This window comes from Flavobacterium sp., from assembly GCF_043780635.1.
GTDB lineage: Bacteria > Bacteroidota > Bacteroidia > Flavobacteriales > Flavobacteriaceae > Flavobacterium.
Window position 1 is genome coordinate 1 of record NZ_JAYWCK010000124.1, and the last position, 14,620, is coordinate 14,620.

Annotated in this window: 9 protein-coding genes; all 9 read left to right on the top strand. The window is 34.4% G+C overall.

Annotated elements, in window-relative coordinates; genetic code table 11:
- Positions 1–176 precede the first annotated feature (176 nt).
- The 9 genes from ruvB to deoC all read left to right on the top strand — a co-directional run bounded on the left by ruvB (position 177) and on the right by deoC (position 14,615).
- Positions 177–1,199, top strand: coding sequence for a Holliday junction branch migration DNA helicase RuvB (ruvB, locus tag ACH2BV_RS11285; protein ID WP_395050833.1), 1,023 nt, complete (start codon positions 177–179; stop codon positions 1,197–1,199).
- Between the two features lie 8 nt (positions 1,200–1,207).
- Positions 1,208–2,131: a tRNA epoxyqueuosine(34) reductase QueG gene (queG, locus tag ACH2BV_RS11290; protein ID WP_395050834.1), complete on the top strand. Its 924-nt coding sequence runs from the start codon at positions 1,208–1,210 to the stop codon at positions 2,129–2,131.
- A 112-nt stretch (positions 2,132–2,243) separates the two neighbouring features.
- Entirely contained in the window at positions 2,244–2,678 is a 435-nt protein-coding gene (locus ACH2BV_RS11295) for a CBS domain-containing protein (RefSeq protein WP_395050835.1), read from the top strand.
- A 154-nt stretch (positions 2,679–2,832) separates the two neighbouring features.
- Entirely contained in the window at positions 2,833–5,124 is a 2,292-nt protein-coding gene (locus ACH2BV_RS11300) for an NADP-dependent malic enzyme (protein WP_395050836.1), read from the top strand.
- A gap of 82 nt (positions 5,125–5,206) precedes the next feature.
- The gene (gene ruvA / locus ACH2BV_RS11305) at positions 5,207–5,788 is read left to right on the top strand and encodes a Holliday junction branch migration protein RuvA (RefSeq protein ID WP_395050837.1); all 582 of its coding nucleotides are present in this window, start codon (positions 5,207–5,209) and stop codon (positions 5,786–5,788) included.
- Positions 5,789–5,824: 36 nt separating this feature from the next.
- Positions 5,825–13,003 carry a cell surface protein SprA gene (sprA, locus tag ACH2BV_RS11310; RefSeq protein WP_395050838.1) on the top strand — a complete coding sequence of 2,393 codons (7,179 nt, stop codon included), beginning with the start codon at positions 5,825–5,827 and terminating at the stop codon, positions 13,001–13,003.
- Positions 13,004–13,083: 80 nt separating this feature from the next.
- Complete coding sequence (gene gcvH, locus ACH2BV_RS11315) at positions 13,084–13,464, top strand: glycine cleavage system protein GcvH (RefSeq protein ID WP_395050839.1); 381 nt, start codon at positions 13,084–13,086, stop codon at positions 13,462–13,464.
- Complete coding sequence (locus tag ACH2BV_RS11320) at positions 13,457–13,843, top strand: VanZ family protein (RefSeq protein ID WP_395050840.1); 387 nt, start codon at positions 13,457–13,459, stop codon at positions 13,841–13,843. Before gcvH ends, ACH2BV_RS11320 begins: the two co-directional genes overlap by 8 nt.
- Before the next feature lie 28 nt (positions 13,844–13,871).
- Complete coding sequence (gene deoC, locus ACH2BV_RS11325; protein WP_395050841.1) at positions 13,872–14,615, top strand: deoxyribose-phosphate aldolase; 744 nt, start codon at positions 13,872–13,874, stop codon at positions 14,613–14,615.
- The last annotated feature ends 5 nt before the right edge of the window (positions 14,616–14,620 follow it).

A 14,620-nucleotide genomic window follows, 5' to 3' on the forward strand; every position in this document is an offset into this window, starting at 1 on the left:
ATATTGGCGGTTTAGCGACTTCAAGATACTGAATTTCAGTATCTTGACCAATATTTATTCAATTTATTTTACTTTAAATAATTGCACCCAACGGGTTAAAATAAACTAAATATATTTAAATGCCTTTCCTTTCGAAAGGCATTTTTATTTGCTTATAACTTTGTTATATTTGTAGAATGAATGAAAACTTAGATCCAACAAACAGCGGTTATAATCCAGAAGAACTAGATCTCGAGAAAAAATTGAGGCCATTATCTTTTGACGATTTTGCAGGGCAGGAACAAATATTGGAAAACCTGAAAGTTTTTGTTCAAGCAGCAAACCAAAGAAATGAAGCGCTAGATCACACTTTATTTCACGGACCTCCGGGATTAGGAAAGACTACTCTAGCAAACATTTTGGCCAATGAACTGCAAGTTGGAATAAAAATCACTTCAGGGCCAGTTCTCGATAAGCCTGGGGATTTGGCAGGTTTGCTTACCAATCTCGAAGAAAGAGACGTTCTGTTTATTGACGAAATTCATAGATTAAGCCCAATTGTCGAAGAGTATTTATATTCGGCAATGGAGGATTTCAAAATTGATATTATGATTGAATCTGGACCTAATGCCAGAACAGTACAAATTAATCTAAATCCATTTACCTTAATTGGTGCGACCACACGTTCCGGTTTATTGACTGCTCCAATGCGCGCCCGTTTCGGAATTTCATCAAGACTACAATATTACACAACCGAACTTTTAACTACAATTGTAGAAAGAAGTGCCACGATTTTAAAAATGCCTATTTCGATGGAAGCCGCTATCGAAATTGCTGGCAGAAGTCGTGGAACACCGCGTATTGCCAATGCTTTATTACGTCGGGTTCGTGACTTTGCTCAAATCAAAGGAAATGGGACTATAGATATTGAAATTGCTCGTTATGCCTTAAAAGCGTTGAATGTCGATGCTCACGGATTGGACGAAATGGACAATAAAATACTAAACACCATTATCGATAAATTCAAAGGAGGACCTGTAGGTTTGTCTACTTTGGCGACTGCAGTATCAGAAAGCAGTGAAACCATCGAAGAAGTCTACGAACCTTTTTTAATTCAGGAAGGTTTCATTATGCGAACACCACGAGGACGAGAAGTTACAGAAAAAGCATATAAACATCTTGGAAAAGTAAGAACGAATATTCAAGGAGGTCTTTTTTAATCTTTCAGTTGATAAACAACAAAGAAAAATACTCGCAATTCATAAAATCCGAAGCCAAGCGCCTCGGGTTTTTATCTTGTGGCATATCCAAAGCTGGATTTTTAGAAGAAGAAGCGCCACGGTTGGAACATTGGTTAAAAAACAATATGAACGGTCAAATGTCCTATATGGTAAACAGTTTTGACAAAAGATTAAATCCAACTTTATTGGTCGATGATGCCAAAAGCGTTGTTTCACTTTTGTTGAATTATTATCCTTCCGAATTTCAAAATCAAGATTCTTATAAAATTTCAAAATATGCTTACGGACAGGATTACCATTTTGTCATCAAGGAAAAACTCAAGGAATTGTTTTTTTCTATTCAATCAAATATTGGTGAAGTTTCAGGTCGTGCTTTTGTAGACTCAGCTCCGGTTCTCGATAAAGCTTGGGCAGCCAAAAGTGGTTTGGGTTGGATTGGAAAAAACAGCAATTTATTGACCCAAAAGGTTGGTTCTTTTTATTTCATTGCAGAACTTATTATCGATTTAGATCTAGAATACGACAATGCCACAACTGATCATTGTGGTTCTTGCACAGCTTGCATTGATGCTTGTCCCACCGAAGCTATTATTTCTCCTTATGTAGTTGACGGCAGCAAATGTATTTCCTATTTCACAATTGAACTCAAGGAAAATATACCACAAGAAATGACAGGCAAGTTTGATGATTGGGCTTTTGGTTGTGATGTTTGCCAAGATGTTTGTCCTTGGAATAGATTTTCGAAACCTCATAGCGAGCCACTTTTTAATCCCAATCCCGAAATACTTTCAATGTCAAAGAAAGATTGGACAGAAATCACAGAAGAGACTTTTAAGTCTGTTTTTAAAAATTCTCCTTTGAAAAGAACAAAATTTGAAGGATTGAAGCGAAATATAGAATTTTTGAAATGATTTTTCCCTTGCTTTAGTATTTAGATAGATTTCATATTAGTTAATTTTATTAAAAAAGTCAGCTTTATTGAATATTTTTTTTAAATTTATAACCCACTAAAATTATTCTATTATGACAGTAAATCAAATTTTGAGCAAGAAAGGAAAAGAAGTATATTCAGTACTGCCAACAATTACAGTATATGAAGCATTGGTGTCAATGAGCGAGAAAAATATTGGAGCAATCTTGGTAGTAGAAGATGATCTATTAAAAGGTATTTTGTCTGAAAGAGATTATGCTCGAAAAATCGCTTTGAAGGATAAATCATCGAAAGAAACACTAGTTCACGAAATTATGGCAGAAAATGTGATAACTGTAAAGCCAACAGATAATCTGGATTATTGTATGGAATTGATGTACACTAAAAAAATTAGACATTTGCCGGTTTTAGAAAATGATACAATAATAGGGATTATCTCTATCGGAGATGTTGTAAAATCGATAATAGATATGCAAAAAGATACAATTCAATATTTGGATTCTTACATAAGCGGAAGTAAATTATAGATTCAAATTCAAATTACATGATAAATAGCTGCAAATTGTGCAGCTATTTTTTTTATATAACAAGAAGAGTAATTTTTTGTAAAATGAATGCTATAAAAGCTTCCTTTTTAAGCCAAGTCTTATATCTTTGTGTGTACGAATAAAATTTAAAATAATGGATAAGAATAGTAAAAGATTAGAAGCATTATTATATCATGCAAAACCTACACCGGGAAAAATTCAGGTAGTTCCCACTAAGAAATATGCCACCCAAAGAGATCTTTCATTGGCATACTCACCGGGAGTTGCAGAGCCTTGTTTAGAAATCGCAAAAGACATAAATAATGTTTATAAATATACGGCAAAAGGAAATCTTGTTGCAGTAATATCAAATGGAACAGCGGTTTTAGGGCTCGGTGACATTGGGCCTGAAGCTTCAAAACCAGTAATGGAAGGAAAAGGATTGTTATTCAAAATTTTTGCCGGGATTGATGTATTTGATATTGAAGTTGGAACAAAAAACATTGAGGAATTTATTCAGACTGTCAAAAATATCGCTCCAACCTTTGGAGGAATCAATCTTGAAGATATTAAAGCTCCAGAATCTTTTGAAATAGAACGAAGATTAGTCGAAGAATTAAATATTCCGGTAATGCACGATGATCAGCATGGAACCGCAATTATTTCCTCAGCAGCATTATTGAATGCATTAGAATTAGCTGGTAAAAAACCAAAGGATTTAAAAGTGGTAGTTTCAGGGGCAGGTTCAGCCGCTCTAGCTTGTGCTAATATGTATATTTTACTTGGAGTAAAATTGGAAAATATCTTAATGTTTAATAGTAAAGGTGTTTTGACAAAAGACAATCCATCCTTATCTGTTTTACAACTTCGATATGCCATAGACAAGAAACCAATGAGTCTTGAAGAAGCTCTAGTTGGTGCAGATGTTTTCTTGGGATTATCCTCGGGAGATATAATGACGCCAAAAATGTTATTGGGAATGGCCAAAAATCCAATCGTTTTTGCAATGGCAAATCCAAATCCTGAAATTGATTATAACCTTGCAATTGCTACCCGAAAAGATGTTATTATGGCAACCGGACGGTCAGATCATCCTAATCAAGTCAATAATGTCCTTGGTTTTCCTTATATTTTCCGTGGTGCTTTAGATGTTCGCGCCACAAAAATCAATGAAGCTATGAAAATGGCAGCTGTTAGAGCGCTTGCCGCTTTAGCTAAAGAACACGTTCCTGAGCAAGTAAATATTGCGTATGGCGCTACCAAATTAACTTTTGGTCGCGATTATATAATTCCGTCTCCTTTTGACCCAAGATTGATAACCGTTGTAGCCCCAGCAGTGGCAAAAGCAGCCATGGACTCAGGTGTGGCTTTAAATCCAATTCTTGATTGGAATAAATATGAGGAAGAGCTTTTGGATCGTATGGGTAATGATAATAAAATGGTTCGATTGATGATCAACAGAGCTAAAATGGATCCTAAAAGAATTGTTTTTGCCGAAGCAGACCATCTTGATGTACTTAAAGCTGCTCAAGTTGTATATGAAGAAGGAATTGGTTTCCCTATTTTGTTAGGAAAGAAAGAGGTGATTTTGGAATTAAAAAAAGAACTTGGTTTTGATGCCGATGTTCCCATTATAGATCCAAAAACAAGTGACGAGGAGCCAAGAAGAAACAAATTTGCAAAAGTATATTGGAGCACCAGACAAAGAAGAGGAATATCTTTATTTGACGCCCAGAATTTAATGCGCGAAAGAAATTATTTCGCAGCAATGCTTGTCAATGAAGGTGAAGCAGATGCATTATTGACAGGACATTCCAGAAGTTATCCATCAGTGGTTAAACCAATGTTACAGCTTATTGACAAAGCGCCTGGGGTTTCTCTTATAGCGACAACAAATATGATGATGACCAATCGAGGTCCAATGTTTTTATCTGATACTGCGATAAATACTAATCCATCAGCAGATGATTTGGCAAAAATTGCTATTATGACGGCAAATGCAGCTAAAATGTTTGGAATTGAACCTGTAATTGCAATGATTTCTTTTTCAAATTTTGGTTCTTCAACAAACGAAAGCGCATCAAAAGTGAGAGAAGCAGTTGACTACTTGCATAAACATCATCCAGAAATGGTAATCGATGGTGAAATTCAGGCTGATTTTGCTTTAAATCCAGAAATGTTGAAAGCCAAGTTCCCTTTTTCGAAACTGGCAGGTAAAAAAGTAAACGTATTGATTTTTCCTAATCTTGAATCAGCTAATATTACCTATAAACTTTTAAAAGAACTGAACAAAGTAGACTCTATTGGTCCAATTATGTTGGGAATGGGAAAACCAGTTCACATCTTTCAATTGGGAGCAAGTGTCGAAGAAATGGTAAATATGGCTGCTATTGCTGTGATTGATGCCCAGGAAAAAGAAAAGAAAAAATTAAAAGCAACGAAATAATTCTTCAACTATAGCAGCACGTATGTAAATTTGATGAAAATTTATATAAGTTTTGTTATATTTGGAGATATAAAATTCATAAATGATAGCACATTTGCAAGGAAAATTAATAGAAAAAACACCAACACAAGTGGTTATTGACTGTGGTGGCGTTGGGTATCACGTGAATATTTCCTTACATACCTATTCATTGCTTCCTACTACTGATTTTATTAAATTGTTTACACATCTTCAAATTAAGGAGGATTCACATACTTTATTTGGGTTTGTGGAGAAATCAGAAAGAGAAATTTTTAAATTACTATTGTCTGTTTCGGGAATTGGAGCCAGCATTGCAAGAACGATGTTGTCCTCATTAGATCCAAAACAAATTACAAATGCAATCGCTTCAGGCGATGTGGTTACAATTCAATCCATAAAAGGAATTGGTAGCAAAACAGCTCAAAGAGTGATACTTGATTTGAAAGACAAAGTGCTAAAACTATACGATTTAGACGAAGTTTCAATGTCACAAAGCAATACAAACAGAGATGAAGCGTTATCTGCTTTGGAGGTTTTGGGTTTTGTTCGAAAAGCTTCAGAAAGGATAGTGGAAAAAATTATAAAAGATGCCCCAGAGAGTTCAGTTGAATATATTATTAAGCAAGCTTTAAAAAACTTATAAAAGTTGAAGATACAGTATTTAATAAAGGACCATTTCGTGCATAAAATTTGTACATTTTTAATTTTTTTATTTTGCGGTTTTGTATCGCAAGCTCAAGTAAATCCTGCAACTCAGGATACGAGTAAGACTGGATTCTCCACAGGAAAAATTCAAATTAAAGACCCGCAAAGCATTGTCAAGGCATATTCTTATGACCCTGTTACGGGGATGTATATTTTAACAAAAACTATTGGTGATTTTCCAACAAACTATCCAACTATTTTAAGCCCAAAAGAATATGAAGATTTAGTAAGAAAGGAATCAATGCGCAACTATTTTAAACAAAAATTAGATGCCATTGATGGAAAAAAAGAGGGCAGCGAAGACGGAAAAAAAGATTTGTTGCCACGATATTATGTTAAATCAGGACTTTTTGAAACCATATTTGGTAGTAATACAATTGATGTAAAACCTACAGGATCTATAGAAATGGATTTTGGTCTTCGCTATACAAAACAAGACAATCCTGCATTTTCTCCAAGAAACAGATCCACGACTTCTTTCGATTTTAATCAAAGAATCAGTATGAGTTTAATGGGAAAAGTGGGAACTCGATTGAATGTAAATGTCAATTATGATACCCAATCCACTTTTGCATTTCAGAACTTAATTAAGTTAGAATACACTCCTACGGAAGACGATATCATTCAAAAAATCGAAGTAGGAAATGTTAGTATGCCTTTGAACAGTTCCTTAATTAAAGGAGCGCAAAATTTATTTGGGGTAAAAACCAAATTGCAATTTGGCAAAACATCTATTACAGGAGTTTTCTCAGAACAAAAATCACAGACCAAAACCGTAGTTGCCGAAGGTGGCGGAACAATTCAGGACTTCGATATGTTTGCGCTTGATTATGATAACGACAGACACTTTTTCCTTTCGCAATATTTTAGAAATAAATACGATTCAGCCTTAAAAAATTACCCATTTATTGACAGTAGAGTTCAAATTTCAAGATTGGAAATTTGGGTTACCAACAAGCAAAATCGTGTAAATACAACCACTGGAAACAACTTAAGAAATATCATTGCACTTCAGGATTTAGGGGAAGCACAATTAACAGACACAAACAATATTCCTATAAATGATAATGAAATAGTTGTTTTAGATCCTATACCAGCGGATTTTTTTAATTATCCTACCACTCTAAATCCACCCACTGATAACTCAAATAATGATTTTGACCCTGCTAAAATAGGTAAAACAGGTATAGATGCTGGTTTGTTGAACAAAAACATACGTGAAATTGCTACATCGGGATCAGGATTTGAAGTCACTGTCAATGAGGGAGCTGATTATTCCAAGTTAGAAAATGCCAGAAAGTTAAATGCAAACGAATACACCTTCAATCCCCAATTAGGATATATTTCCTTACAGCAACGACTCGCTAATGACGAAGTTCTTGCAGTTGCTTATCAATATACAATTGGAGACAAAGTATACCAAGTAGGAGAATTTGGTAATGATGGTGTAGACGCAACTGTTGTATCAGGGACAACTCCGGCTGACCAGGCTATCATAACCCAAAGTTTAATATTGAAAATGCTAAAAAGTAATTTGACCAATGTTAAAAATCCGGTTTGGAATTTAATGATGAAAAATATTTATCAAATTCCTGGAGCCTATCAGTTAAAACAAGAAAACTTTAGATTTAATATTCTTTATACGGATCCTTCTCCATTAAATTATATTACACCAGTTACTCCATTTCCTTCTAACCCAACTCCAGGAAATGAAGTAGCCGAAACACCTTTATTAAAAGTATTCAATTTAGACAAACTGAATTTTAATAATGATCCGCAAACTGGTGGTGATGGTTTCTTTGACTTTATGCAAGGATTGACTATAGATACTCAAAATGGTCGAATAATATTTACAACCAAAGAACCTTTTGGTGAATTACTGTTTTCAAAATTATCTACTGGTGCCGGAGAAGATTATAAGAATGCTAGCACCTATAATGAAAATCAAAAAAAATATGTGTTCCGGAATATGTATGCTAATACACAATCAGGAGCGTTACAAGATAGCGATAAAAACAAATTCCTGTTAAGAGGAAAATACAAATCTTCAGGAGGTGATGGGATTCCGATTGGTGCTTTCAACGTTCCTAGAGGTTCCGTAGTTGTTACAGCCGGCGGACGAGTTTTGGTAGAAGGAATTGATTATAGCGTGAATTACCAACTGGGAAGAGTTCAAATTCTAGATCCTTCACTTCAGGCATCAAACACGCCAATTAGCGTGTCATTAGAAAACAATTCCGTTTTTGGACAGCAAACTAAACGTTTTTTTGGGGTTTATGTAGAGCATAATTTCACCGATAAATTTTTAATTGGAGCCACTTTCTTAAAACTAAACGAAAGACCATTTACACAGAAATCTGGTTTTGGACAAGAATCCGTGAACAACAATATGTTTGGTTTCAACGGTAATTACTCCTCAGAAATTCCATTTTTTACCCGATTAGTAAATAAATTGCCTAATATGGATACGGATGTGCCTTCTAATCTTTCGGTGAGAGGTGAAATCGCATTTTTGGAACCTGAAGATCCAAAAGGAAACAGTTTTCAGGGAGAATCAACCATATATGTAGATGATTTTGAGGGTTCTCAATCTACAATTGATATGCGATCTCCTTATGCATGGAAATTATCGTCTACACCACTAAATGACACCGAAAGCCTCTATAATTTTAATGCAAGCGCAAACGATTTGAGTTATGGTTTTAAAAGAGCTAAATTATCTTGGTACACAATTGACCCCGTATTTTATACTCAAAAGCCATCCGGAATTTCAAATGACGATTTGTCTTTAAATACTACAAGAAGAATTTTCAGCGAAGAATTATACCCGCTGACGGATATTGCGCAAGGACAATCACAGGTTATAAACACTTTGGATTTAACTTATTATCCTACTGAAAGAGGTTCGTATAATAATGGTTTGAATTTTGCTACCAACCCAAAAGAGAATTTCGGTGGAATTATGCGCTCTTTAAATTCGACCAATTTCGAGCAAGGAAATGTTGAATATATCCAGTTTTGGGTATTAGATCCTTATATAGGAGCCGGTGAAATACCAAAGACAAATACAGGTAAAATTTATTTCAATTTAGGAGAAATATCAGAAGATATTTTAAAAGATGGAAGAAAACAATATGAAAACGGTCTTGGACCAGATCAAATAAAAGCAAACCCACAACCTATTTGGGGGGATGTGCCTGCTTCACAATCTTTAATTTATGCCTTTGATGCCAATGCGGCTAATCGAACCAATCAAGATTTAGGTTTAGATGGTTTGGCTGATGCCAAAGAAGGAGCAATTTATAATAATTTTGCGTCACAACCCGATCCTGCAGCAGATGATTATTCTTATTATTTGAATGCTTCAGGAAGTATCATTGATCGATATAGAGACTATAATGGTGTCGATGGAAACTCTGCAGTTGATATTAATGACGCTAATAGAGCTTCAACTTCTGATCCTGATGTAGAAGATATCAACAAAGATAATACGATGAATACCATCAATGCGTATTATGAATATAGTGTTGATGTGAAACCTGGAATGAGTGTTGGTCAAAATTATGTTACGGATATTAGAAACACTCAGATAACTATGGACAACGGAGCTGTTACTGATGCGAGATGGATTCAGTTTAAAATTCCAGTTTCACAGCCCCAAAATATAATTGGAAACATATCTGATTTTAGATCAATTCGTTTTATGAGAATGTTTATGACTGGTTTCAGTAATGAAGTAACGGTTCGTTTTGGTGCTTTGGATTTAGTAAGAGGAGATTGGAGAAGATACACAAATACACTTGATCCAACTGATCCCGACCCGACTAATGATGGTACAAATCTAGATGTATTAGCAGTAAATATTCAAGAAAACAACGACAGATGTCCTGTAAATTATATTGTTCCTCCAGGAGTTCAAAGAGAGCAATTGTATAACAATAATACCATTATCAATCAAAACGAACAATCCTTATCCTTAAGAGTTTCAGGAGATGGTTTACAAATAAAAGATTCGAGAGCCGTTTTCAAAAACGTAAGTGTCGATATGCGACAGTTCAAAAAATTGAAAATGTTTTTGCACGCGGAATCTTTGCCAGACGAAATTGCTCTTGGAGACGGTCAAATGATAGGTTTCATCCGTTTTGGAAATGACTTTACCCAGAATTTTTATCAAATCGAAAAACAATTACTTGTAACGATACCTGCAGGATCTACAGCAGGAGGAGCTAATTGTGCTGCTTTGAGCGCTGAAGAAGTTTGGCCAGCTGATAATGAAATTGATTTGTCATTAGCATTGCTTACGGACATGAAAATTAATAAGCCAAAAGATGCATTGGATGATATCTATTATCCTGATGACCATCTTGATGTTTTTGAGAATGGGGATGGAGATCCTAAATTGAGGCTGGGAATTAGAGGAAATCCTAATTTTGGGATGATTCGGAATTTGATGATGGGAGTAAAAAGTAATGAAACGCATAATAGTATAAAAGGGGAAGTTTGGTTCGACGAACTTCGCGTTGCCGATATGGATAACAGTCGAGGAATGGCTGCAGTATTGAATATCGATACAAATTTTGCTGATTTTGCTACTATTTCTGCCACTGGTAGAAAAAGCACCATTGGTTTTGGAGGAATAGAACAAGGGCCAAATGATAGAAGCCGTGAAGATATTGAGCAATATAACATTGTTACTAATTTTAGTTTAGGTAAGTTATTGCCTCCAAAATGGAGACTCAATTTGCCATTTAACTATGCTATTGGAGAAGAAACTATAACTCCTGAATACGACCCGTTTAATGAAGATATCAAACTAAAACAATTATTAGATGGTACTACTGATGCTGCCGAAAGAGATAATATCAAAAATAGAGCAGTTGATTATACAAAAAGGAAAAGCATCAATTTTATTGGAGTAAGAAAAGAAAGAGGACCTGAACAAAAACAAAGAGTATATGATGCAGAAAACTTTACTTTTTCTCAGTCTTATAACGAAGTGGAGCACCATGATTTTGAAATAGAACAATTTACAAATCAGGAATCAAATACGGCGGTTGATTATGCATTTAGTTTTCAACCTAAACCAATTGAGCCCTTTAAGAAATCAAAATTCACTAAGAAAAGCTCGTATTGGAAAGCACTTAGTGACTTCAACTTTAATTATTTGCCGTCTAATATCAATTTCAATACGAATATTATTAGACAATACAACCGTCAACAATTTAGACAAGTAGATGTTCAGGGAATAGGTCTTGACCCAATGTACAGAAGGAACTATGCTTTTAATTATCAGTACGGGTTTAATTATAATTTAACGAAAAACCTAAAATTCAATTATACGGCATCATCAGGTAATATTGTAAAAAACTATATGAACGCTGATAATGTTCCAATAGATGATTTGACTATTTGGGATAGTTATTTGAATGTTGGAGAATCAAATCAACACATGCAACAATTAGTGTTGAATTATGAAATTCCACTTGACAAAATACCGGTATTTAGTTTCATAAAAGCGAACTATTCTTATACGGGAGATTATAGTTGGCAACGAGCTTCTGTAGCATTGTCTGAAATAAATATAGGAGGAACAAACTATAATTTAGGGAACACAGTACAGAATGCAATCTCGCATAATTTGAATGCTACGTGCAACATGGATTTGTTTTATAAATATGTGGGCTTAACACAAAAATCGCAATTGAAGGCTAAGCCGAAAGCTGCTGCTCCTAAACCCGGAGAAAAAATAACAGATACAAATGTTCTGGTTCCAAAAAAGAACAATTTCCTAAATGGTTTGATAGGTGTTTTAACAAGTGTGAAAACTATACAAGCTAATTACACCAAAAATAGAGGTACAGTTTTGCCTGGTTATACTCCCGGTGTTGGGTTCTTTGGATCTTCAAAACCTACAATTGGATTTATTTTCGGAAGCCAGGATGATGTAAGATATGAAGCTGCCAAAAACGGATGGCTTACCGACTATCAGGACTTTAACCAAAATTTCACTCAGGTAAACAATGAGATATTTAAATCAACAGTAAATATAGATTTGTTACCGGATCTAAAAATAGATTTATCATTAGACAGAGCGTATTCAGAAAATTTCTCAGAGCAATATGATGTTTCAGATAGCAATAATGATGGAATTTTGGATTATAACCCAAGATCTCCATACAGTTTTGGAATGTTCTCCATTTCGACTATTTTAATTAAGACTTCTTTTTCTGCCAGTGATGAAAATGCGTCGGCAGCATTTGATGATTTTAGAAGAAATAGGCTTCCAGTCGCTAATCGATTAGCTACTGAACGTGGAATTGATATTAGCAATCCTGCTAATATTGATGCTGATGGATTCCCAAAAGGCTTCGGAAAAAATAATCAAGCAGTTTTGTTACCGGCCTTTTTAGCGGCTTATTCAGGAGAAAGTGCCTCGAGTGTTTCTTTGGGAATTTTCAAAAGCTTTCCAGTGCCAAACTGGTCTATAAAATACAATGGGCTGATGCGTTTTGACTTTTTCAAAAAGAATTTCAAACGTTTCTCTTTGCAACAAAATTACAGAGCTTCTTATACGATTAATGCTTTCAGGTCGAATTTCGAATATGATAAAAATCCTGAAGGGAAGGATCTAAATGGTAATTATTATAATCAAACCATTATGTCCAATGTCAATTTAGTAGAGCAGTTTAATCCGCTTATTCGAATGGATTTTGAATTAAAAAATTCATTAAAAATCCTAACCGAAATCAAAAAAGACAGAGCATTATCTATGAGTTTTGATAATAATTTATTGACAGAAGTTAAAGGTATTGAATATGTAGTTGGAATGGGATACAGGATCAAAGACGTGATTTTTTCTTCCAGTTTAGCTGATAGTCCTACTGGAATTATAAAAAGTGATATTATTATAAAAGCGGATTTGTCATATCGTAACAATCAAACCATTGTTCGGTATTTAGATTATGACAACAATCAATTAGCCGGAGGACAAAATCTTTGGTCATTGAAATTAACCGCCGATTATTCCTTTAGCAAAAACCTAACAGCCATTTTCTATTATGACCATGCGTTTTCTAAAGCTGTAATATCAACTTCTTTCCCACTGACAAATATTCGTTCAGGGTTTACACTGCGATATAATTTCGGAAATTAATTTTTTCAAATGTGAACAAAATTTGAAAAGAAGATAGTTACATTTGTCCAATAAAATTTAAATAAATAATTACAATTATCATGAACGTACCAGCAAATTTAAAGTACACAAAAGATCACGAATGGGTTAGCATAGAAGGTGATGTTGCAACTGTAGGAATTACTCATTTTGCACAAAAAGAATTAGGGGATATTGTATATGTTGAAGTGGAAACTTTAGACCAAACTCTGGAAAAAGATGAGGTTTTTGGAACTGTTGAAGCAGTAAAAACTGTTTCTGATTTGTTTCTTCCTCTTTCCGGAGAAATTATCGAATTTAATGATGCTCTTGAAAGCAAACCAGAAAGTGTAAACTCCGATCCTTATGGAGCGGGCTGGATGATAAAAGTGAAAATTGCAAATATGGATGAAGTAGATTCCTTGCTTTCTAGTGAATCTTACAAAGAACTTATAGGTGCTTAAAAAAATATTTTTTTGGACAGCTTTAACTTGGTCTGGAATAATTTTGGTTTCTTGTTTGATTAAATCGGATGATATTCCGCAGGTTGAAATGCAAAACTTAGATAAAATAGTTCACGCTTTTTTTTATTTTGTATTTTCATCGCTTTGGTTTTTGTATTTTAAAAAACATTTAAATAGCTTTAATAATTTTATGCCTTTGGCTATTTCATTTGTTTTTTCAGTTCTTTTTGGAATTGGAATCGAATTACTCCAAGCGTTTTTAACTACAACCAGAAAAGCTGACATATTTGATGTTTTTGCAAATGTAACTGGAGCGACTCTTGCTGTCATTGTAATTATTTTGGTTAATAAATACAACGGGATAATTGATAAAATTTAATTTCGAATAGGCTTTATACTATATACAAATGAATATCAAGCAATACTTAGACTCGACTTATTTAAAAACGCCACCACAAGCAGGAATTAGCGAAGCCGAAAACACTATTATAGTCAAAGAATTCATTCAAGAAGCTATTGAAGAGAATTTCAAACTCATAATGATTCGTCCTAATATGGTTTCCCTGGCAAGTAAAATGATTGCCAATGCCAATTCGCCTGTTCAAATAGGAACAGTAATCGATTTTCCAGAAGGAAAAGCAGGATTATCAGCTAAACTTATTGAAGCAACTAAAGCAATTCAAGACGGTGCTGACGATCTCGATTTTGTATGCAATTATGAAGCATTCAAAGAAGGAAATGTAGATTTGGTAAAAGAAGAAATTCTAAAATGCACCCAACTAGGATTAGCCAATAACAAAGTTGTAAAATGGATTATTGAAGTGGCAGCACTCAACGAGAAACAAATTATGCAGCTATCTGCTTTGATAAAAAATAATGTAATTACCAATTTCAAAGAAGAAAATTACGCATCGGTTTTTGTAAAATCGTCAACAGGTTTTTATAAAACAGAGAATAATCTACCGAATGGTGCCACAGTCCCAGCCATCATTATGATGCTCGAAAATGCCTCGCCTCTTCCTGTAAAAGCGGCTGGTGGAGTGAGAACTTATGATGAAGCCGTCGAAATGATTCGATTGGGTGTAAAACGTATTGGTACTTCTGGCGCAAAAGCAATTGCAAACGGACAAAAAACTCAAGGCGAATACTAAATAGA

Coding starts and splice junctions, on each gene's coding strand:
- ruvB (WP_395050833.1), top strand. CDS start 177: ATGAATGAAAACTTAGATCCAACAAACAGCGGTTATAATCCAGAAGAA.
- ACH2BV_RS11295 (WP_395050835.1), top strand. CDS start 2,244: ATGACAGTAAATCAAATTTTGAGCAAGAAAGGAAAAGAAGTATATTCA.
- ACH2BV_RS11300 (WP_395050836.1), top strand. CDS start 2,833: ATGGATAAGAATAGTAAAAGATTAGAAGCATTATTATATCATGCAAAA.
- ruvA (WP_395050837.1), top strand. CDS start 5,207: ATGATAGCACATTTGCAAGGAAAATTAATAGAAAAAACACCAACACAA.
- gcvH (WP_395050839.1), top strand. CDS start 13,084: ATGAACGTACCAGCAAATTTAAAGTACACAAAAGATCACGAATGGGTT.
- deoC (WP_395050841.1), top strand. CDS start 13,872: ATGAATATCAAGCAATACTTAGACTCGACTTATTTAAAAACGCCACCA.